Origin of the sequence: Salirhabdus euzebyi, assembly GCF_014207435.1 — a bacterium.
GTDB classification, from domain to species: domain Bacteria; phylum Bacillota; class Bacilli; order Bacillales; family Alkalibacillaceae; genus Salirhabdus; species Salirhabdus euzebyi.
Genome location: NZ_JACHGH010000003.1, coordinates 127,180 through 149,977 on the forward strand (window position 1 = coordinate 127,180; position 22,798 = coordinate 149,977).

At 31.9% G+C, this 22,798-nt stretch carries 21 protein-coding genes; 17 read left to right on the plus strand and 4 right to left on the minus strand.

Annotated features, from left to right (window positions below; translation table 11 throughout):
* Nucleotides 1–3 precede the first annotated feature (3 nt).
* Nucleotides 4–1,092: a metallophosphoesterase gene (locus tag HNQ94_RS05825; RefSeq protein WP_174495303.1), complete on the minus strand. Its 1,089-nt coding sequence runs from the start codon at nt 1,090–1,092 to the stop codon at nt 4–6.
* A gap of 244 nt (nt 1,093–1,336) precedes the next feature.
* Here HNQ94_RS05825 and HNQ94_RS05830 point away from each other — a divergent pair, with 244 nt between their 5' ends.
* The 4 genes from HNQ94_RS05830 to HNQ94_RS05845 all read left to right on the plus strand — a co-directional run bounded on the left by HNQ94_RS05830 (nt 1,337) and on the right by HNQ94_RS05845 (nt 4,279).
* The gene (locus tag HNQ94_RS05830; protein WP_174495304.1) at nt 1,337–1,738 is read left to right on the plus strand and encodes a nucleotidyltransferase substrate binding protein; all 402 of its coding nucleotides are present in this window, start codon (nt 1,337–1,339) and stop codon (nt 1,736–1,738) included.
* A 190-nt stretch (nt 1,739–1,928) separates the two neighbouring features.
* Nucleotides 1,929–2,909: a hypothetical protein gene (locus HNQ94_RS05835; RefSeq protein ID WP_174495306.1), complete on the plus strand. Its 981-nt coding sequence runs from the start codon at nt 1,929–1,931 to the stop codon at nt 2,907–2,909.
* A 1-nt stretch (nt 2,910) separates the two neighbouring features.
* Entirely contained in the window at nt 2,911–3,387 is a 477-nt protein-coding gene (locus tag HNQ94_RS05840; RefSeq protein ID WP_174495307.1) for a hypothetical protein, read from the plus strand.
* Between the two features lie 91 nt (nt 3,388–3,478).
* Nucleotides 3,479–4,279: a CAP domain-containing protein gene (locus tag HNQ94_RS05845; protein WP_174495308.1), complete on the plus strand. Its 801-nt coding sequence runs from the start codon at nt 3,479–3,481 to the stop codon at nt 4,277–4,279.
* A gap of 50 nt (nt 4,280–4,329) precedes the next feature.
* On the opposite strand, the gene HNQ94_RS05850 is transcribed toward HNQ94_RS05845, so the two are convergent.
* Nucleotides 4,330–5,058: a CBS domain-containing protein gene (locus tag HNQ94_RS05850; RefSeq protein WP_174495309.1), complete on the minus strand. Its 729-nt coding sequence runs from the start codon at nt 5,056–5,058 to the stop codon at nt 4,330–4,332.
* A gap of 165 nt (nt 5,059–5,223) precedes the next feature.
* On the opposite strand from HNQ94_RS05850, the gene brfA reads away from it, so the two are divergent.
* Nucleotides 5,224–5,502, plus strand: a complete 279-nt coding sequence (brfA, locus tag HNQ94_RS19880) for a ribosome rescue factor BrfA (RefSeq protein WP_246199940.1) — start codon at nt 5,224–5,226, stop codon at nt 5,500–5,502.
* Here brfA and HNQ94_RS05855 read toward each other — a convergent pair.
* Nucleotides 5,432–6,604: an MFS transporter gene (locus HNQ94_RS05855; RefSeq protein WP_221452508.1), complete on the minus strand. Its 1,173-nt coding sequence runs from the start codon at nt 6,602–6,604 to the stop codon at nt 5,432–5,434. The genes brfA and HNQ94_RS05855 overlap by 71 nt on opposite strands.
* Nucleotides 6,605–6,765: 161 nt before the next feature.
* Between HNQ94_RS05855 and HNQ94_RS05860 the strand changes: the two genes are divergently transcribed.
* The 7 genes from HNQ94_RS05860 to HNQ94_RS05890 all read left to right on the plus strand — a co-directional run bounded on the left by HNQ94_RS05860 (nt 6,766) and on the right by HNQ94_RS05890 (nt 12,939).
* Nucleotides 6,766–6,897, plus strand: coding sequence for a YuzL family protein (locus HNQ94_RS05860; RefSeq protein WP_376697729.1), 132 nt, complete (start codon nt 6,766–6,768; stop codon nt 6,895–6,897).
* A 131-nt stretch (nt 6,898–7,028) separates the two neighbouring features.
* Nucleotides 7,029–7,460 carry a hypothetical protein gene (locus HNQ94_RS05865; RefSeq protein WP_174495311.1) on the plus strand — a complete coding sequence of 144 codons (432 nt, stop codon included), beginning with the start codon at nt 7,029–7,031 and terminating at the stop codon, nt 7,458–7,460.
* Nucleotides 7,461–7,591: 131 nt separating this feature from the next.
* On the plus strand, nt 7,592–9,268 hold the full coding sequence (locus tag HNQ94_RS05870) for a ribonuclease J (protein ID WP_174495313.1): 1,677 nt from the start codon (nt 7,592–7,594) through the stop codon (nt 9,266–9,268).
* Nucleotides 9,269–9,483: 215 nt separating this feature from the next.
* Nucleotides 9,484–9,903 carry an SRPBCC family protein gene (locus HNQ94_RS05875; RefSeq protein ID WP_174495314.1) on the plus strand — a complete coding sequence of 140 codons (420 nt, stop codon included), beginning with the start codon at nt 9,484–9,486 and terminating at the stop codon, nt 9,901–9,903.
* 163 nt (nt 9,904–10,066) lie between these two features.
* Complete coding sequence (locus HNQ94_RS05880; RefSeq protein ID WP_174495315.1) at nt 10,067–10,804, plus strand: HAD family hydrolase; 738 nt, start codon at nt 10,067–10,069, stop codon at nt 10,802–10,804.
* Nucleotides 10,805–11,068: 264 nt separating this feature from the next.
* Nucleotides 11,069–11,863, plus strand: coding sequence for a GNAT family N-acetyltransferase (locus HNQ94_RS05885; protein WP_174495316.1), 795 nt, complete (start codon nt 11,069–11,071; stop codon nt 11,861–11,863).
* Between the two features lie 713 nt (nt 11,864–12,576).
* Entirely contained in the window at nt 12,577–12,939 is a 363-nt protein-coding gene (locus HNQ94_RS05890; protein ID WP_174495317.1) for a ketopantoate reductase family protein, read from the plus strand.
* Between the two features lie 587 nt (nt 12,940–13,526).
* Here HNQ94_RS05890 and HNQ94_RS05895 read toward each other — a convergent pair.
* Nucleotides 13,527–14,366 (minus strand): tyrosine-type recombinase/integrase, encoded by an 840-nt coding sequence (locus HNQ94_RS05895; RefSeq protein WP_174495318.1) that lies wholly within the window; start codon nt 14,364–14,366, stop codon nt 13,527–13,529.
* Nucleotides 14,367–14,572: 206 nt separating this feature from the next.
* Here HNQ94_RS05895 and HNQ94_RS05900 point away from each other — a divergent pair, with 206 nt between their 5' ends.
* The 5 genes from HNQ94_RS05900 to HNQ94_RS05920 all read left to right on the plus strand — a co-directional run bounded on the left by HNQ94_RS05900 (nt 14,573) and on the right by HNQ94_RS05920 (nt 22,673).
* A complete protein-coding gene (locus HNQ94_RS05900; RefSeq protein ID WP_174495319.1) occupies nt 14,573–15,157 on the plus strand; it encodes a hypothetical protein in 585 nt (194 codons plus the stop codon).
* Nucleotides 15,158–16,922: 1,765 nt separating this feature from the next.
* Nucleotides 16,923–17,576 carry a hypothetical protein gene (locus HNQ94_RS05905; protein ID WP_174495320.1) on the plus strand — a complete coding sequence of 218 codons (654 nt, stop codon included), beginning with the start codon at nt 16,923–16,925 and terminating at the stop codon, nt 17,574–17,576.
* A gap of 219 nt (nt 17,577–17,795) precedes the next feature.
* A complete protein-coding gene (locus HNQ94_RS05910; protein WP_174495321.1) occupies nt 17,796–19,604 on the plus strand; it encodes a hypothetical protein in 1,809 nt (602 codons plus the stop codon).
* 204 nt (nt 19,605–19,808) lie between these two features.
* Nucleotides 19,809–20,441 (plus strand): DUF1643 domain-containing protein, encoded by a 633-nt coding sequence (locus HNQ94_RS05915; protein WP_174495322.1) that lies wholly within the window; start codon nt 19,809–19,811, stop codon nt 20,439–20,441.
* A 201-nt stretch (nt 20,442–20,642) separates the two neighbouring features.
* Nucleotides 20,643–22,673, plus strand: coding sequence for a hypothetical protein (locus tag HNQ94_RS05920; RefSeq protein WP_174495323.1), 2,031 nt, complete (start codon nt 20,643–20,645; stop codon nt 22,671–22,673).
* Nucleotides 22,674–22,798 lie beyond the last annotated feature (125 nt).

The following is a 22,798-nucleotide window of genomic DNA, read 5'->3' on the forward strand; positions in this document are numbered from 1 at the left end:
ACCTTAATGCTGAAACTTTACATTAATAATAAAAACTTCTGATCTTGTACCAATTCGAAATGGGGGACCCCAATTACCGAACCCAGATGAAACAAACGTATGAAGGTCTTCTTTTTCCACATGACCATAATCAACTTCAAACAACATGTTTGTAATCCATTCCCCTGGGTAAACTTGCCCTCGGTGTGTATGACCAGAGAAGGACATATCTATGCCGCTTTTTCTCATATCATTTAATTCGTATGGCTGATGATCCATGACCAAAATTGGTTTTGAATGATCGATTTCTTCGACGAGTTCATTTATTAATTTCCTGTCAGCATCAGAGTAATCTTTTCTTCCTACTAAATAAAAAGAATCTTCTATTAGTACACTTTCATCTAGTAAAAATTGAACACCATCTTTTTCTAATGTATCTACAATTTCCTTAACTTGATGACCATAATATTCGTGATTCCCAAGAACTGCATACGTACCTAGTGGGGCTTGTAGTTTTTGCATTACTTCACCCATGTTTTCCTTTAGATAAAAAGTAATGTCATCATTCACTAAATCTCCAGGCAGCAAGATGATGTCCGGCTTTTCTTTCACAGAAATATCTACTAACTTTTGTAAATGGCTACGCCCAACAGTAGGACTTAAATGAATGTCAGGAGCCATTAGAATCTTCAAGTCTTTCCTATCCGCCTCTTTTTCTACCACTATATCAAAGCTCTTCACGACAGGATTCCAAGCATTATAAGAACCAATAGCTAATAATAAAACATACAACCCAATTAATACGCATCCAAGTGGAACAATCGCTTTCTTTTTAGTCGCAAAAACGATAATATTTGCAAATGGAAAAAGCAAAATGCTATAACAAAAAATAATAAGCCAAGCCCCGCCAAGATAAATGAGAATACTAGATTGATAAATCATACCGATAAAAAAGAACGTTTGAATGATAATCATAAACGTAATGTATGATTTCTTATATTTAAAATCAAAAGCTTTCCGTAGCCATACGAGGCCATTATAACTTACATAAAATAAAAGAACAGTATATAAGAGGATAAAAATGAAAAATCCGATAATCATGCTGTACGACATTTTCTCCACACCCTTCTAGTAGAGTATTATAGCTTGAAAAGTGGATTTCCACTAATAAAAACCGCCTATTTTTATTAAATAACTTTCCAACTAAGCATCTACATCTACTTTGTAATTCTAAAATATTGATATCTCTGTCATGTTTGATTTAATCTTGAAATACGGAGAACCTGTTAATATGTTATTTTAATAATTAGCATAAGGTTATCGTTATAACCATTTTCTAAAATAAAGGAGAATTCATATGAATGATGATGAAATTCGCTGGAGACAGATTTTTGAAAATTACGATAAAGCATTTCATGAATTAAAACAACATAGGGAAAGAGTATTTGAAAGTGACCTTGAAAAAGCAGGTTATATTCATTATTTTGAAATTGCATTGGACCTTGCCACTAGGGTAATGTTTGCCTTTTTAGATGCCAAAGGAACATCTACCGAAAAACCACGCCAAGCTGTAATTGAATTAACAAAGCTTAACATTATCCATAATCAACAAGCATGGTTTAAGGCACAAAACCGAAAGAAATTACCTCTTTTTATACATAAAAATGAAAATCTAGTGGACGAGCTTATTTTTGATATTAACTATACCTATTTGCAAGAGTTAGAGGCATTTTGGGAAAAACTAAATGCAATAAAATAATTTAGGCGGTTTGATTAACATTTTTTAAAGCGGAAGTCTTAGACGACATCCGCTTTTTTTGATTTATCACCAAAGACAAATAGCAATAATTAAGGTTTCTATTCTTTTTCTATAAAAATGGTAGATTATGTAGTCGAATAAAGTCGATTACTGTACTATTAGAGTAATTACATAAAAGGTGTGAGACAAAATGCAGATAGAATTAGTGATGGATATTTTATTTGGAGTAAGTGGGGGCTTGCTATCATTAGTTGGACTTATTGCCATCTTTGTTACGTTGAATACCCAATATAACATTGAAAAGGCTAGGGAAGTGTTATGGAAATTAAGGGAATCCTATCAGTTTTTTGATCCTGCTGAGGCCGAAAGAAAGCATGGTGAAATTAATTGGCTATTGAAGCAATATGTAAAATTTATTAAGCTTGACCGGCCGATAAAAATTTCTATCAAAATTGGGATAAGAACAATTGTAATTGTAGGGGTTTCTTGGTATGTATTTTTGCTATTAAGCGCTAGTGAATTTACCAATAATATCTTACTAGGTTTTATTTGGATTGTTGTTACTCTCGCAATACTTTTACTGTTTCAATTTGCATACCTTCTAAATAAGTTAAAAGATATTAGTGCCTTTGTAAATATACCATCTCGGATGAACATGTCGGATGGAACACACAGGTTAGAGAAGGATTCATTTGATGAAAGTTTAGCGATTGCAGAATTAGCCTTAATTGATTCAAAATTTATGATACAAATTCATAAAGGTGCTTTTATCAAACTTTTTATTTATTCTATTAGAAATGTTAAATATGTTAAAGCTCATTATAGTTTTTCTTATGAAAACAGGGAAAGTAAAGAACTTACCTCATACTATGTACACCATGAAAAGCTGATACAGGAAGACTGGTTGGAGCATGACATATACATCACCGAAGATGAATCACTACTATATGCAGTGCATGAATCTAAAGAAAATTTAAAAGATATTATACTTGAACATAAGACTAATATTTTTATTCAATTAGATATTACCTTAAAGGACGATAGTAGCTTTACAACCTTTTACACAAAAGAAATCACTCAAGAAGATATAGACGGTACAATTGTTTATATTTATCCTGCTTCAAAGCCATTAGAAGAAACTAGAATACAAAACTTACTGGAGGATAAATAAGATGAAAGAAAAACTTCACGTAAGATTACTTTCGAAAATAGTAGAATCGAAGCTCTTTACTAAAGTTGATCCCCTCTTAAGAAAAACAAATGATTTTCATGTTAGAAATAAAGATACTACTAAATTAGTTGGAGCTTTACTAGATAAGTTTACATATATAATTATATTGCTTCTAATTATTTCCATTAGTCTATATGATTTTAATGCCTCTAAAAATCGTGCTGCTATCATTAGCAGCTTTGAAACAACTGCAGTGCTACCACATCTAGCAAACGAGCTAGATGTTCCACAGGAAGATATTTATTTAACGTTAGAAGAAAAACCATATGAACTGCATTTTCTAGACTTCGTCAGTATTTCAGACAGTGCTTATTATGTATATAATGTACATGTCAAAGAAAAAGGGGAATATATTTTTAAGTTTAACTTTACCCCGCAAGATTATGTAGCAGATATACAACTAATACCAGTAAATTAGCACATAAAGAAGATGTCCAAACATATGGGATAGACCCTTATAAAACAACCCCAATTTTATTCAAAATAAATGATAAAATGAGGTGGAAATCATGAAAAACAGATGGTTGATTATACTTGTTGTCCCATTACTAATTGCTCTATTTTTCTATGGAGCCACTTATATTGCCAACAGTATAAAAGAAGCAGCTGATTCAGAAAAAATGGTAGTTTCTGATCACGGTATAAAAAATGTCATTGTAAAGGATATGCCAGCAGATATTCATAGCGATATACGATTTGTAAAAGAAAAAGAAGAAGAACGCTTGCGACTAGAACAGGAACGATTAGAACAAGAAAGAATCAAAAAGGAAGAGGAAGAAAGGTTTCGTTTGGAAGAAGCGAAGCGAAAAGAAGAAGAACAAAAAAGAGCTGAAGCCAAAAAACAAGAAGAAGAAAAACAACAAGAAAATGAAACAACGCAAGAACCTGAAGAACCAGTAAAGGAAACAAAACAGAAGTGGAATTATCCAGGTATAAGTTCATTTGAAAGAGAAGTTGTAAAATACACGAATATCGAAAGAGGAAAACATGGATTACCAGAGTTACAGATTGATAGTAAACTAAGCGAAGTTGCTTGGTATAAGTCAAAAGATATGGTTGTTAACAACTATTTTGACCACCAAAGTCCAACCTATGGGTCTCCTTTCGAAATGCTGACTTACTTTGGAGTAGGCTATACTGCAGCGGCTGAAAATATAGCAATGGGTTATAGAAGTGCAGAAGGAGTAGTTAATGGTTGGATGAACAGTGAAGGACATAGAAGAAATATATTAAATGGAACCTATACTCATATTGGCGTAGGATTTGTCCAAGATAGTTATACGTCAACACAGATGTTTTTGAGAAAATAATAAGGCCGTCTACTAAAGAGGATGTCCCACTCTCAAGGGACATCCTCTTTTTAATCATTATACATATAATCGATTTCAATTAAATCCCAGGCTGTAACCATACCTAAAGGTTTTTCATCGCGTTTTCCATTCTCTGTAATGATTACTGCTTCTAGATCCTTTTGTTGTTTATGTTTCTCTTCATACATATTTTCTATAGTAAAAATATCAATAGATTTTGGGGCAATCTCTATTGGATGGTCTATTACTCTAGAAAAAATATCTCCTATTTTGATGTCTGTTAAATCGACAATTGTATGTACAACATTTTCCGCCATCCATTTTACAATATCTTCCGTTGTAAGTAGCCCCATACACTCTTTATCATGGTAAACCGGATATTGCGCGTATCCAAACTTTTTAATTGCTTCCAATACCGTGACGATAGCATCTTCTCTTTGAAAATAAACTACTTCTCTAGTTGCAATAGAAAGTGCATAGTTTGGCTGTGAAAAAATTTCTGAAATCATTTCAATATCCTTCACCACATCAAGATGGGGTTCTGCAATATAAAATCCTAATTCCTTTTTGTCATGAACAAGGGCGTTTCGAAGCTTTGCATATTGTTCAAGAGATGAATAATATTTTCGAATGACATGATGCTTTCTTGCTCCTACATCCAGCAGTTTCTTAAACCGATCATCATGAATGTTTACAATTGACTTTAAAGAATCATGAATTTGGTTAAAAGCAACTTCAAAACGTTCTGATAAGTGGTATGACTGTATGGTTTTATTCATTATCATTTACTCCTTATATACGTTCTTATCCTTAAGTTTAAAGCATTTTCCTAGCAAAAGGTATGGATATTTTTAATAAATATCATTTGTTAAAAAGGCCAGTTTTTTATAAAATATAAATAGCCCTTAAATAAAAGGTAAATATTTATAGAGGAGTGTTAGCAAATGGCAAGAAGTCAAGCACAAAAACAGCGTAACAAGCTTGTAAGAGAGGGATATCGAAACCCTAAAGAAAGTCGTGGGATTTATGCCTTAGCAGACATGCGTACAAGAAAAACAAAAACGAAAAAAGACAAAATGTATCAGGAGAAACATAAAGGGCGTTCATCTTTCCAAAATGGAAATTATGAACGCCCTTTATGTTTTTCTTATCTTAAATCAGCCTCGTATTGTGTTGGGGAGGCTGTGAAGATTGTAACTTTTTATAGCCTACGAAAACGGTAACGAACATGCCTACCAAAAAGGCAACAAAGTATGGAGAAAAAATATCTCGAATCGCACCTGTAACAAAGGAGCTCGCAATCATACCTAAAGAATATACAGCAGACATGTAGCCGAATGCTCTACCATATGTTTCTTGCCCAGCATAATTTGTTATAGCTGCACCCATTGCAGGCATGACAATACCAAAGAAGAACCCTACGATTAAAAGTAAAATTGGCAATGTAAATACAGATAAGATTAAAGCATATATAGTTAGTGACATGCCAAAAAGTCCGAATAAAAGTCTTTTTAATGGATCGAAGCGGTTGATAAACATTAAGGATAGTGACAGGAGAGTTCCTAGCCCCATATAACTAAATAACAGTCCGGTACTTACTGTCGAGAGACCTTGCTCAACCGTTAAGTATGGAATTTCAAAAATGATAACCCCATGGATATACATAACAGCAAATCCGATAAGGTAAACAAGGAGTATAGTGGGGGATATGATTGTTTGATTCGTTTTCTTTGATTTTTTTGTTTCGTTTTTAATCACAACAGGTTGCCTATCATTAAGAAAAATTAAAGTATACAGTGCAATCGCGAATATGGCTGCACCTATTAGAAAGTATGCATTCTCATAACCGACTAAAACGACCAGTTGTCCTCCAATTAATGGGGCAAAAATTGCAGATATTGTAGAAAGGATTCCATAAATGGCCATGTTTTTCCCTTGCTGCCGACTATTCTTGGCATAACCAGAAAGCAAGGCAAGCGCAGCAGGTATGAGAAATGCTAATGCAAATCCATTTAAACCATGTAATAGGAGTAAATCGTTAGAATCAGCAGCAAAACCATGGGCAACAAAAAAAACTGCAGATGCGAATAGTGGTATTACGATAAATCGTTTTTTCCCAAATCGATCAACCATGGGTCCAGCAACGATGTTTCCGGTTAAATTCGTAAACGATGTCACACTAAGAATCACACCAATAATCATGCTTGAAGCACCAAGCATCGTTGCATACGGTGTGAAAACAGGAACTTGAACTCTCATCATTAAACTAATTAAAAACATGACAATAAAGATATTCCATTTATCTACAGTGGCCTCTTTCACCATCCTCACCTCTGAAACCACTATATGTTCCATGTCCAAGAAATAGACGAGTATTACGCTAATTACGAAATCGTCTAATCATCCTCCTACAATAATCATGTTTGAATCATTCCAATAACATAACCACATTATTTTAAGGAACAATAATATTGGAGGTGATGAGAGTGAAAGAAAGAAAAGCAAATCCATCAAAAGTTGGTTTAGGTTCTCCTGAAACAGAAGGACAAGGAACAACCACAAGGGAAACAGGAAGAAAAAAAGCTGATTCTTCTAGAAAGAAAACAAAGCGTTCTTAATATTCCATATTACAGTGAACAAAACAGGGGGCTGCCCTTGTTTTGTTCACTTTTATTTTCACGGTAAATGATAAAAATATTCAGCGTTTATAAAGGGATTTTGGGGAAAATAAGGCGGAGAGGTGATAATATTGACTACAGTATATTCAGGAGATAAATTAAAAACTTATTTATTACAAAAAGACATTAATAAGATCAAATTTGAGCTATATAATTTGACGACAAAAGAAGAAAATATTGACAGCTTAACGAATGAAAATATGTATTTTTTAGCTAAAAAAGCTCCTGAACCTGTATTGGTTCAATGTAAATTATTTAAAAGTGCAAAAGAAGTGGAAGAATATAGGAATAAACCGTTATCTGATTACGAACAAGTGATTTTATATGAAATTTTAAAAGGGAAAGAAATTGATAAGTACAATGGTTTTTATGGGCAGTTAGAACTAGCAAAATTTTACGGAAATCGTTTTGACGGACAAGAAATTAAGAAAGAAGATATCGAAGAAAATGCATTTTACATGATGGTTGAAGATAGTGTTTTAAAAATCGATCTTGAGTTATAGAGGATGACTTTCCATTGAGTTTTCAACAAACACCTTCTTATCATGAAGGTGTTTTTCTGTTCAATCACTGATAAAGGAAAACCTTAAGGACATACTAAGTAAAAATCTATTAGTAGGATGGAGGAGATAATTTGAGTACACAAGAGAATACGTTATCTGTCTTCGCTTTAGGTGGCTTACATGAAATCGGGAAAAACATGTATGCAATTGAATATGGGAACGATATCATTATCATTGACTGTGGTAACAAATTCCCTGATGAAAGTTTATTAGGTGTTGATTTGATTATCCCTGATATCGCTTACTTAGAAGAAAACAAAGATAAAGTGAAGGCACTAATTGTAACACATGGACATGAAGACCATATTGGAGGAATTCCGTTTTTATTAAAAAAACTAAATGTACCCGTTTATGCTACACGATTTACCTTAGGATTAATTGAACTTAAACTAAAAGAGCATAAAATTTTAAGGGAAAGTGAACTTGTTGAAATCAACCCACACTCAACATTGGAATTCGAGAAAATAAATGTAAGTTTTTTCAAAGTGAATCACAGTATTCCAGATTGCTTAGGTATAGTCTTTCACACACCGGAGGGCAATATTGTACATACAGGGGATTTCAAGTTTGATCTAACCCCTGAGCACAATGAGCATTCGGATATTCATCGGATGTCTGATATCGGTAAAGAAGGAGTCTTGCTGCTTTTATCTGAAAGTACGAATGCAGAACGCCCTGGATTGACTCCATCTGAACAAATGGTAGGGGATCATGTAGAAGCGGCTTGCAGAAAAGCTAAACGCAAAGTTGTTTTTTCTACTTTTGCTTCTAATATAAGTCGTGTTCAGCAAATCGTAAATGCCGCTCATAAAACAAACCGAAAGCTCGCATTACTTGGAAGAAGTATGTTGAATGTTGTAGGGGTTGCAATGGAAAGAGATTATTTAGATGTCCCTGATGGAATGTTAATTGACCAAACTGAAATTGATGATTTTCCACCCGAACAGGTAGCTATTTTATGTACTGGGAGTCAAGGGGAACAGATGGCCGCGCTTTCTCGCTTATCTACTGGAAATTTTCGAGGTGTTAACATTTTACCTGGAGATACGGTTATCTTTGCAGCAGGTCCAATACCAGGGAATGAACGAAATATCACGAGTATAGTTGACAACTTTTTCGGACTTGGAGCGAAAGTAATCTATGGATCAGGAAGTACATCCGGCATGCACGTTTCCGGACATGGTTATCAAGAAGACTTAAAGCTAATGCTAACATTAATGAAACCAAAATATTTTATTCCTATACACGGTGAATTAAGAATGTTACACCATCACCGAATGTTAGCAGAATCCGTTGGAGTAGAGGAAGGAAACACGTTCATCATGAATAATGGTGATGTTCTTGACATTGAACAAAGCATTGCCCGTCAAACCAGAAGGATACCAACAGGGAATACTTACGTAGAAGGGGGAGTTGGCGGTAGTGTTGGTGATTTTGTCTTACAAGACCGAAAACAGCTTTCAGAGGATGGAATGCTGATCATTGTTTTAACAATGAATAAAACAGAAGGCAAACTACTCTCAGACCCAGAAACCATTTCTCGTGGATTAGTGGATAGAGCTTATGATTTCACTGATTTCCGAAAAGACGTTAATCGACTAACGAAGAAAACCGTTAACGAGCTCCAAGAAGCAAATAGAACGAGTAGGAATGTGATGAAAAAAGAACTAAAAAAAGCTATTCAACAATATGTATTTAGACAAACGAAGAAAAAACCAATGATCGTACCTATCGTGATTGAAATTTAAGTAAACCAAGTATAATGAGAGTTAGCTGGTTTGGGAGAACACTTTATTAAGTGTTCTCTATTTATTTTAATAAAAAGTTATTTTTAAATCGATTATTTCTTTACTAAGGACGGATTTCATTTAGATTTATATATAACTTTCATATGGTGATGTATAATTACTATAGATTCTCATGCTTTTGGAAAAAAGAATCACTTTAAAATTGGGGCGTTAAGATGAAATTCAAAGGAACATTCACTTACAATACCTTATTAGAGTTCCCTATTGAAACGGTTTGGGGATTCTTTCAATCAACTGAAAATTTAGTAAACATCACCTCATTCCCACGAATAAAAGTGAAAGGCTCTTCCAAGGTGGCAGAAGGGCAAACGGTGAAGTTAGAATTAAACTTTGGTATTTGGAAAACAGGCTGGAATTCATATTTTACACAATGGAAAGAGAAGGAAGTATTTGAAGATATTATAGTGGAACCCTGCTTCCCGTTTAGCTCGTGGAAGCATCGTCACCTGTTTAGTTCTAATTCTGATTCAGATACGTTAATGATTGATATTGTAAAGTTTGAAAGTCCACTTCCTCCTTTGTTTATAAAAGCAGGATTGTACATTATGTTTAAAGATAGAAAAAGAAAGATATAAGAGTATTTGAGAAAGTCGGGGACTTTATAAATTTGCCTAACAAAAAATAATTCTTTAAAATAATGTGTGGCATTTTACTAAGGAGTGTCGTTTGCTATATATTATAGGCATTCACATTGCTATTGAAAATGTGGTCTCGATTTAGCTGATAGGAGAGAAGTAAATGACTAAAAATAAAGCAGCATTTTTTGATATTGATGGTACCTTTTACCGTGATTCTTTATTAATCGAACATTTCAAAAGACTTATAAAGTATGAAATCATTTCGCCATCTGTATGGCATGATCAAGTTATACATACTTTTCAGGATTGGGATAAGCGGCAAGGTAATTACGATGTATATCTACTTGATGTAAGTAAGATCTATGTTGAACATTTGACTAATGTTTCAAAAGAAGACATTGAATTTATTGCGAAGCAAGTTATTCGACTTAAAGCAGACAGGGTATATAAATACACTAGACAACAAATAAACTGGCATTTAGAAAATGATTATAAAGTAATATTCATTTCTGGTAGTCCTGACTTCTTGGTCGCGAAAATGGCAGAGAAATATCATGCTACAGACTACTGTGGTTCAACCTATCACATAGATGATAATGGTTTCTTTACAGGTGAAGTTCAACCTATGTGGGATTCCGTTAGTAAGGAGAGGACCATAAAAGAAATGGTTGAAAAGCATCAAATCGATTTAACACAAAGTTATGCGTATGGGGATACAAATGGTGATTTAACCATGTTTAAACATGTTGGTAATCCTATTGCTATTAATCCTGCAAAAGAATTATTAACAGCTATTTCAGAAGATAAAAGTCTAAGGGAAAAAACCCAAATTGTTATTGAAAGGAAGGATGTAATATATAGCATTGATCCTAAATCAAAGACTGTTACCTTTGATTAGATGTACAAGTCCAAACCAAACGTAGAACCCACTCCTAGCCGCACAGGCCTTAAAGTAGTGGGTTCTTTTTGTATATCATTTTATGCACTTTCTTCGTGATTTGAGTGACATTAAAGAACAACAAACGATGTAATCTATAAATAAGTTAGTTTTAGAATTGCTTTGTAAAATGAATTGATAATTCAGAATATTATAAATTAATTAAATCTTTTTGTGGTACGCTAATAGAAGAAACCATGAATATTAAATTAAAGGAGGAATTTGATGATGGATATTCTTAAAGTTGCAACCAAAGAAGAACTAATAAAAGCAAACCAAAGAAGTCTGATAGATTTTTTTCAAATGTCAAGTGAGAACAGTAGTGTGATTCACTATTTTAAAAGAAGAGGAATTGAAGGGTTATTTAGTAAAATCCCCCTAAGAATAGTCAACCGAGTAATAGTAACAAATTCAAGTTCAGAATACTTAGAGGATGAAATAAAAAATATTGGTAATCTATATGAAGAAGTAGGCTCTCCTTTGTATTGGGAAGTTTGGACTAATTCTCCGATAAACTTGGTAAAGAGATTAATAGAACATGACTTCCAGCTTGCTGGAGATTATGCTGCAATGGGAATAAAGTTAGATGAAATTCAGGAAGAAAAATATAACGATCTAGAAGTTAAAAGGGTAGAAAATAAAGAACAAGCGGTTTTGCTAGCAGATTTATTTAAAGAAATTTATCAACTTTCAGATACAGCAAGAGAGGATTATTTAAAAACAGTTTTAACAAATGGATTTGACCAGGATTTAATTAACTATATTGGTTATGCAAATGGTAATCCAGTTTGTATTTCCTCTGTTTTTTATCATGCAGGGGTTGCAGGTATTTATAATGTAGGAACACAGAAAGCACACTGTAGGAAGGGCTATGGAAGAAAGATTACCACAAAACCATTAATAGATGCTAAAAAGAAAGGTTACCAATATGCTATTTTACAGTCTTCTGATCAAGGGGAAAAGGTTTATAAGCGCATGGGCTTTGAAGAACTATGCAGGGTTAAATCATATAAAAGATAGATTACCTTTACTATTTGCAAATTTCAACAATCGCAACTTTGTTTATGGTGAATTGTAAGGTTTAAAAATAATTCTGAATAACTTATGGAAACAATATCGAAATATAGATATTAGCTAGCAACAATAAGCATTAAATATACTTTTTTGACGAATGAACCATATTTATGCGATTTTTAGTAAATGACCTTATATCTAGTAAAAAAATAGGTATATAAAAAACTCCCAAATAGTTGTTAACTAAACTAACCATTTAAGGTACATTTCTTTCCAAAAATCATGATCTGTTAAATATAGATCACTAATATAGTTTAATTACTGATTGATAATTGGTGGAAATAGCGTTCTTAGAAAAGAAATATTTGTATATGTCTCATCTTTATTAGATCTCATGACTTGGGATGGAAGTTTTAAAAAGCAAATGTATGGTTCTTACAGGCTTAAATTATCAGGGGAATTTTGTTAAGTATAATAAACTTTATCATTTAACAGTATATATTAAGTGGCGTCTTGAGGACTTCCGCTTTTTTATTAAAAATCATTCGCCAAGTATATCCAACTCCCGAAAACATAACATATAAACCATCTTATTGGGAGGTATATAACAGTAATTAGCGAACATTACACATTAGTAGTATCCATAATTTGGTGTAGTTAAAGAAAAGATTATGAAAGAAGGAGACAAACATTTTATAAGAAGAAAGGGTTAACTAAAAATGAAAGTTGCGATTTATGGTGCTGGTGCCATGGGAACGGTGTTAGGAGCTTACCTTGCAAGAGCTGGAGAAAACATAGACCTTATTACTAGGAACGAATTACATGTAGAGGCTTTAAAAAGTGATGGTGCAACTATATCTGGTAGTGTAAATTTCACACAAAAAGTCAATGCGTTACTCCCAAATGAAATGGAAAAAAAATACGATATTATTTTTCTAATGACGAAACAAATAAATAATACACAAGTGGTAGAAAATCTTACTGGATCTTTAGAAAAAGACGGTGTAATTTGCACCATGCAAAATGGGATCCCAGAAATATCTGTTTCAGATGGGTGGTTACTTATTATGGTGAAAAAGTAGGAGTAGATACACCATTTAATGACCGAGTGATAAGTGTTGTAAAAGATATGGAAGATAACAAAATCAGATCAGGAATGGAAAATCTTCAGCTTTTTTATGATTTATTAAATTAGTGTTTTGAGCACCAGAAAGAAAATCTCTTTTCTAGTAATATAGATATTTGTAAAGAATAATATTATTTGTTTAAAAATAGAAAAATCGTTCATCACATAATTAACGATTTAGGCTCGCTAAGCGGATGTTCGTAATGGACTTCCGCTTCTTTTTATTTAATCAAATATAAATTCCCGGGAAGCACGATTCTGAAATTTTTATTAAAACTCAATTTAACAGATTTTGTAGGGATTTAATAGCAATTGTCGAACCTATATATAGAGCATATAGCATTGGTTCATATAATAGCGATTATATGAACTTACTTTCATTTAAAAAATACACTTCTAATACATGGTACAAAGTACAGATTCACTCTTTTAATTCATAGTAGACTTTTACTGCGCAGCAAACGAAATATCCCTAAAAAGACGCAAGATACCCTATACATGAAATAAGGTATCTTATTTAAACACTCCTAAATTTGTATTAGACTAAAAGTATTTCCTATAAAATTCATGTCTCAGTTTTCCACTCAACTGTGCATAGATACGAGTGGTTTCACTTTTTTCATGCCCAAGTAGACTCTGTATAACATCAAGAGGAGCGCCGTTATTTAATAGATGAGTTGCATAGCTATGTCTTAATTGGTGAGGGTGGATTGTTTTATCAATACCTGCTTGATTCGATATCCGTTTTATGACATATCTCATCTGGGCAATGCTCATTCGGTGTGGAATTCGCTCTGTGACAAATATGGCTTTATCTTGATCTGTACGCTCTTGAATGTAACGTTTTAACCAAATATCACATCTGATATTAAAATACACTTCTCGCTCCTTATCTCCTTTTCCTCTTACAATCACTGAACGATTGCCCCAATTAATACTATTTTTATTTAATGAAACAATCTCACCAATTCGACATCCCGTGGAAAACATAAATTCAAACAATGCCTTCTCCATTGTGGTGTAGCAACCTTCCCTTAAATGTTCAATTTCTCTTTCTGTTAAGAACTTTGGGATTCGTTTTCCTACTTTTGGTTCCTTGATTTTGGCAGCTGGATTCGTTGTTATATGGCCTTCTTCATGTAACCAACGGAAAAAAGATCGGATGAAACGAACACGGTGGGCAAGACTGGATGGTTTTAATCCTTTGCTGGATGAAGCTAAGTATTCTTTAATTCCTTGAGTTGTAATGGATTGGGGACTAATATCTTGGAAGTGACGGACTAAGAGGTTGGCTTGCAGTTGATAAGCATTTATAGTATAGGGTGAAAACCCTTCAATACGTTTTTCTGCTTTGTATGTATCCCAAACTTTAGTAAGTTGCACGGTTTTATCCCTCCGATATATTTTGATGGTTTAAAGGAATTATTTCCACATTTATGGAAAAAAAGAACAACAACTCTAAATTTTCTGTTAAAATTTAGTAGAGAAGAAATGTTAGTTTGTGAAATAGTGATCTTAAACTAACGAGCAGTTTAGTGCAAGAGTGATAATGTCATTTACGGTAATTTTCAAGTGAGTGGGAGGAGAAGATGAAGAAAGTTTTATTTGTTGTCTTTTTGATTTTAGGTTTATTCTTAATCGGTAGTTTTTCAGGATTACATTTTAAAGAGATAAATGCAGTGCCAGGCGATGTTAAAATGATTCGTTCAAGTGATATTGGCGATTATGCAAAAGCGGTATTATTTGAAGATAAAACTCATAAGACATTTGGAGTTGCAGAAATAGAAAAGAAGTTTGGCTTTCTGTACCGGTATGATGGTGGTACATGGGGTTATACGGTAGAAGAAGGTAAACCGTTTCAAGCCAGTGGAATTGGCGATGATGATGATTTTTTAGTTGCGATAAAAACTGCAAAAGATTCTAAAATTGAGTATATTGCACTTGGAAACCATATAGAGGGTTTAAGGCCATCGGATAAATATAAATTATCGCTTGATGATGTAAGAGAAAACATTGACGAATACTATTTAAAAGAAGTAACAGATAGCTATGCATTATTTGTAATTGACGAATATTCAGAGGATACATGGACTATTAGGGCTTTTGATAAAGATGGTAATTTAATAGCTGATGAATTATTTGGTGGAGACCCGAGATATATTGATTGGGAATAATTAAAAAATTATTTAATTAACGAGAGCTAATGTTGAATAAGCAAGATTAAAAACAAATCCAGTTGCTACGTAGTACAAAACTACTGCGCACTATAATGATATTTAACAATTATAATAATTTACTAAATAAACTTTAGTACATAAAGAGCTATCGATAAGTCGAAAGACTAGGATATCTCTTTTTAATTGGAGGATTTTTACAGTTATTATCGAAGTGTTGTTTTTATAGAAGTATGTAATAGTTAGTTCATATAACTTTGATTATATGAACTATGTGATAAAGGAAAATGGTTCTAAGCAACTAATCTAATAATGAAAAGATTCTAAATGTAAAAGACTTAATTAGACTAAAGTGTAGTATTAGTTAAAGGGGAAATCATAGAATCCTGAGCTCAGAATAGCATTTAGTCAAATGTTTGACAGTTAAATGATAAATTTAGTGAGTATTAATTACACAAGAAAATCTTAATAAATGCTCAATTATGCAGAGGGGAAATTGATTGTGTTACCAAATATTATAGTAGGTATAATAGCGGGATCTGGTAATTAATACAACCAATTACTGATAATTGAGCGTGGTAGTAACCTTTTCACACCTAATTTGTTATTTCCTGGTATGAATTATTTATGAATATACATTAGATTGTGCACTAAAGTTAATGCGGAAGAAAAATTGAAATGGAGGTGGTTTGAATGGTTCTTAAGAAGATGAGAAAAATTAAAAAATGGTACAAAAGAAACGATTTATTTATAATAGTCGGGATACTAGGTATAGTGATGTTTATTGTTTTTAGTAGATTATAAATTCCCTGCTATTTTTGGATAATGACATGGATGGACAATGTTTTCTCATGTCTATGAAGCACTCTATAATATAGTTCGTTTCAGTCGTCAATTTCATACTACAGTAAGTATTAAGAGAGATAGATGGGATACCAACTGATCTCATGGAATTTAGTACCAACAGATGGAACTATACAGGCCTCAAAAAGTTACTTCAGAGAATAATAAATTTACGTCTATTGTTCATGTTCAGTGCCAGCTGAAGTATAGTAATCTAACTACAGTTGGATTCATGCGGATACCGTCATCTCCCGAATGGAAGTAAAATAAGGATTGTTAAGTATTGGATCACAATTGTGACAAGGTTATACATGGTTAGTTTCTTTTTGAAGTAAAAAGCCATTAGTGTAATGAGATCCAGATTCTAAACGCACCATTATGAATTAGTTTGTTAGTTTAGACATGGAGAGAGGAATAAAGTAATGGAATAACAAACACTTATAGCAAGGATAGATGAACATATAGAGGAAATGGTTACTTTGCAATAAATGGGTATAAGATTGTAGGGTTTGTACCTAAATGGAGAGTATGCGGAATTAAAAGTTGATAGAATTAGCATTGAATTTCTAACCTGAAGATTGTTAAATAGGTCAGGTGATAGAGTTATTTGTTATTGTACTATTAACGAGCGAATGTTGAAGAAGAAAATGATAAAAGTTCAGAACAACTGCTGCGTAGTACGAGACTATTACGCGATAGAAAGAGCTATTAAACAATCATTAAGTGTGTGGAAGTAAATGTAAAACTAATTAATTTTCAAGAGATGTTTTCATGCATTTATGGACATCTCTTTTTATATTGGAGGAATTTTACAGTATTTGTCGAAGAATGTTTTATAAGTGATAAACGTAGATCCTATAACATGGATTATAAGAAGTAGTACAAAATCTCTATATGCTGTAATGGAGGAGAAAAAGAGGTAATGATTAATTCAAATGAATTTTTTAAGGACCTAGATGAATTTCGTACACCACAACAAATGAGGGCTTATTTTGAGGGTAAAAAAGCAAAAATCATTTCAAATAAAGCCCTTAATGATTTAGCTCGTCTAAAAATAGGTAAGTATAAAGAATTTCTCGAAGAATTTTATCCAATATATCTTTTTAGTCAATCAAAGTATGTACCTGATAATGCACAAGTTAGAATAGTACTTGGTAATCAAAGTTATGATGTTATTGTTAAGTACGATTCGGGTTTAGAGAAAAAATATGAAATAACTGGTTTTATTTATGGTCAAGATGAGAGGGAAGATGCAAAATTAATTAATCAACGTGGATATAGCAAAATTAGAATGTACGACACTAAAGACCTTGAATTGAAAGCGTATAATTATCTTGAAGAAGTTATCTTAAATGCAAAGAAAAAAGCACATATGAACTACAATGGTGTAGCAATTATTATTTTATTGGATGTTTATTATTATTTAGAAATTTGGAATTTAGATATGAAACGGTTTATTGATAATGCAATTGAAAGGATTAGAGAATTACCTTTTAGTTCTAATGAGGTATACATAATGGTTAGAAATAGTGATCCAGTTTATTTAATAGACAAAAATATTTATCGAGTTATTTAAGATTTTTTAAGGAAATAAAGAATAGTAACCCAATTTCCTAGTATTCGAAGTTCTATTATATTACTGAAAAAACCGATTATAGGGATCAAACAAAACCTAAGCATATGGAACTTAATATGTGTCTTTTTTATTTAGCTCAATGGAAAAATAAAAGATTTGCTATAGCGTTAATTCATTTTGAAAAATAGTAGGGTATATTTTAAAGGTGGTGGTTCCAGGTTGGAAAATCGATGTTTAAGTATAGAATATAATATAAATGGCATAGGGGTAGTTACGCCTATAGTCTATCCATTTGTTAGCTCTCTTTATAGTGACAATAAGTTAAGAATTGAAGGTAGATTAAAAGGAGTTAATCAACTAGGAGCAATAAGATTTATTCATAATGGAGCACATTACACAAGATATGAATATGTATTGTTACAATTTATGTTAATAAATTTCATTAAGAATAATAGCGAGTGGGGGCTTGGATCAAAATTTAACTTCTCTGTCTTAGGTATTGATAAATTAAATTATAATGTAAAGAACATAACAGGTGGAGAAATACTCGAATTAATAGTTTTATTTGGGAATATAGGCCATTTCAAAGATACTTTTTCTAGTAATAAAGTTTGGTTTCATTTCTTATATACAAACAAGCATAATTTAAAAAATTGTCTAAAAAAAGGGATTAAAAAAGATGGAAAGAGTTTATTAGATAGATTATTATCTAATTCCGATTACAATAAAATGCAATGGATTAATACTTTATTTATTTTATCAAGATCTAAAAAGCTTAATGACTATAGACTTATCTGTGAGCGGATATTGAAGAAGATATTATTAAAACAAAATGACAAGTGGTTAGATATATACTCAAAAGTTAGAAAAGTTTCATTTGTAGTGTTAGATAGTCATTTTTCTCACATTCCTATTTCTATTAGTCTGCAAAATGTATTGTTCAATGAAAATTTATTTATTGATGAACTAAGTAAAAATACTTCTGGACTTATGGGGGCTTTTGATAGAATAACTGATTTATTAGAGGACACGTTATATCTAGAAAATAATGCTTCATTAATGAGCACATATAGAAGCATGAATATATATTCAAAAGTAAATAAGTTCCTTGAAGAAAACACTAATATTAAAGCAATTGCAAAAATTAATATGCTTATAACCGATGAAAAAAAGTCACCTTTCTATGAAGAATATAAAATATCAGAAAACGATATTCCTTGGGATAGGAATAAAAATCTCAGTATTACTTATTTTATAAATCAGAGAGATTATTTCCCAATAGATGTTTTTCAAAAAGAATTAGAAATTAGTAGGAAGTTAGGTAAAAATTGCTATATTTCATATAACTTTTCACCGAGTTTTTCAAAATATAGAACAGTCTATTCAATAAATAAGCAGTTAACCGATATTAGGTTAATTAAAGAATGTAATAAGATTATACGAGTAGCACTTGACGACTACTTGCAGTATCATAAATACTCTAATAATACAGTGAATAATGGGCCCCTTGAAGAAGTTGTTTTAAAGAAAGTTATTACATATCTTTTTAGGAATCTATTAACCAAAGACTTTTTTTGTGAATTTAATTATCCGAGAAATGCTTCACCTTTTATAATAGAAAATGGCAGTAAAAATACTTTAAACAAATTAAATGATTACATAAAAAGCTTCCAAAAAAGAAATCCTGACGACAAAGATGGTTTACATGAGTTAAAAACTGTAAAAGCGTGCCTAGAGTCTATATCTTATAGAGGTCTAATAATAATTTTTTTAGGATCTCTAAGGTTTATAAATGATGACAAGCTGTCTGAATGTGAACTCGATGGTTTAATATTAACACCTAAACATAAAGACATTTGTGTAAGAGTCCTTGAAGCGAAGAACTTAAGTAAAAAGAAGAGAAGAGCAAAAGTTGCAACAGGTCAATTAGAAAACAAGTTCATACCATTATTGCGGGAATGCATTAGTGATAAATCAGAAATAAAAGAAATTGAAGGCTTTGGAGGAGAGGTTATTATTAAAAACTAAAAGATATCTTCCATTAAAATTGAATTAATTCAGTTGCTGAGCGAACCGGAATTTCAATTTCGATTGCTAGGAAAGTATTAGAAGAAGCAGAACAATAATACCTCGAAAATGACAAATAATAGAATCAAAATACATCACGGCATATGGACGGACAGACTTACATTATTAGAAGTTTTTAGAATCATAATGTTAGTAGGTGAGTATATGGCACATGTATATTTTTCGAGCTATGTAGATGAAGAAAATATTGTGGTGAATCCTACAAATAATATTGAAAACAATTCGATATGTCATCGATTTTCTTTAACAATTCCGTTCAAACAAAGGCCCAACGGAGGAAATGTTTTGGTATTTATGAAAAACCCTAGTGATGCTGGTAAAGAATATCATAAAAAGAAAATATCTGATGATACCCTATATAAAGTTCTTGACTATCTATATAAAGCAGAACAAAGATTTAGTAAAGTAATAATCCTAAATTTATTTACAATTGTAAATGGTACTGCTTCAAATATAAAGGAATATATAGGATCAGATGAAGAATTGATATTTAGAGAGAAAAATAATAATTTAATAGAAGAGCATTTGTCACAATACAATGAAGCTAATGATGAAATAATTGCTGCATGGGGATCTTATAATGGAATTCTAGAAAGTAAGTATAATAAAAGAATTAAGGAAGTATTAAAGATCATTGGGGATAGACCTCTAAAAATAGTTGGAAAAACTGTTAATAATGGAAAATATCCTGGTCATGGAAAGTGGTGGTATGATTATGAACCAATATTACCATACCCATCAACAGCAATTTCCTATAATAAGTTTAAAGGAAGTTAATTCATGTAATACCCATTATGTCCCGTTTTTTAGTATTAGGACAAGTTAACATTCTCCTATTAAACCGGGTTTTTATTTATAGTTTTATTCACTAAATATATAGGCAAATGTTTCTGGATATTTATGTTAAAATGGTTTATAAGACTATAATAATCTTATCTTTATTGTCAAGAGTCTGAAAATACAATTGGGGGATGAATAATGTCTAAGATTAAAAATAGTACATATCCAAAACCCAGAGACTGGGATGCTAAAGTATTTTCTATGCCAAATATCCCGAGAGGTAATGGGTTTCCAGAGACTTTGCAATTGATATTAATTTCCTTATTAGCAAATACCCCTTTTAACACAGTAATCAAAGTCGAAGGCAGTAATAGTAATAAAACTCTAGAGGATTTATGTGTGAGGTTGAGACCCTCCGGTTTTGTTAGAAAGGCCGAAGGAATTTGGCAAGTAACCCCAAATGCTAAAACCTGGTTGGAATCAGAAGATAACTTATATCTTTCAGCTTTACTTAATGCAAATATTCGTTTTTATTCAGAAATATTAGTTGCGTTGAAATCTAATCCAAAACAAATAAGTGAATTACAGGAAATAGCTAAAAAAGAATATAATTTGAATTGGAAAACAAAATCAGAAATTTTGGCACGTCTAAATTGGTTGAAAGATCTAGGGTTAGTCGCCTATGAAGATTTTACTTATCTATATTCAATTACAAACTTAGGTAAAAAACATCTAGAAGAGCTAGAATATGTTCTTCCCGAAGACCTTGTTTCATCTATTGATACTACAAAGGGTGAAGAAAAATTACCTGTCTCAGATTGGGCCATAGATATGTGCGATTTGTCTAGTCAGGAATTAAATATTAGGAAAACAAGTATTGGTTATTTTCCAGGAAGTTTAAGTTCAGTTCATGACACAGTATCTGATTATCTGTTAATGATGAGTAACCCTACAGATATATCAAAAATTGTTAATTATTCAATAGAGACATATGGAATAAAGGACACTTCAACAAAGTCACTGCTTTCTAATCTTAATTATTTAGGTTTTATAGAAAGAAAGTCAAGAACTCACTATAAAACAACTGAGTTAGGTGAAAAAATAACTGCACATAACTACGAATTGAATTTTGCATGTTGTATTCATAATAAATACTCATTTACATTTGAGATTTTATTTGAACTATTGGAAAAAGATCTTGACTCAAAACAACTAGCGGTGATATCAAAAGTTTCTTACGGGTTTCCGAGTGAAAATAAATCAGAAATTAATAAAAGATTAACTATTTTAAGAAACGCTAGATTGATTCAAGAGTTTGGTATAAATGCCTACTGCTTAACTGAGCGTGGCAAGGCTTTTTGTGATAAGCTCAAACAATTTGGATATCAAAAAATTGATCAAAATAAGAATGAAACTGAAATATCGGATAATCAAATTAATACAGATCTTGATGAATATCTAAATGAGATTAGGTTATCATCTAGGGATTCATCTGATCCGGATCGTTTTGAAAAAGCACTCAGAGAAGGCTTTAGTTTGCTTGGATTTAAGGCTGAATGGCTTGGTGGTTCAGGTAAAACTGATATATTATTGCAGGCACCAACAGCTCCAAGATATGCATATTCAGTAGCCATTGATGCTAAGTCAACATACAGTGGTTGTGTTACAGAGGGACAAATTAATTTTGATACATTAACTGACCATAAACTTAAACATAAAGCGAATTTTTCAGTAGTCGTAGGACATGAATTCCAAGGTGAAAGACTAATTGATAGAGCAGAAAAACATAAAGTTACTTTAATTGATATCGAAAGACTTGAAACTCTTATAAGGTGGCATGAGGAAGTACCTCTTAAATCTGATGCTTATAAGAAAATATTTATGCAACAAGGGATCGTTGATTTAGAAGTCATAAAGGAAGATAGAAATAAGGTTATCAGAGAAGGAAAATTATTAAAAGCAATTATGCAGTGTTTATCTAATGAAAGTAATGATCCAGTTACAGAAGGTATAATTCAACCTAGAGAGATTTATCATTTGTTAAAACATCATGAAAAATTTGAGCCAGCTCCAACCTTAGAGGAGATAAAATTTATGTTAGAGTTTTTATCTTCACCTTTAATCGCGTGTGTAAGTTCAACAAAAGAAGGTTATTTTGCTTTAGGGTCTTTAACAGATGCAAAACAAAAATTTGACTTTTATCTAAAGGCTTGTAGTACAGCTAATTAATTCAATAGATAATTAGGATTTCATCAGGAACACTGCTGTTTATACCAATATTTTTAAATAATGGAGATATGATACTTTTTTTATTAGAAAAGTTCGTCTGGTATTACATATAGCCTCAAATGGGA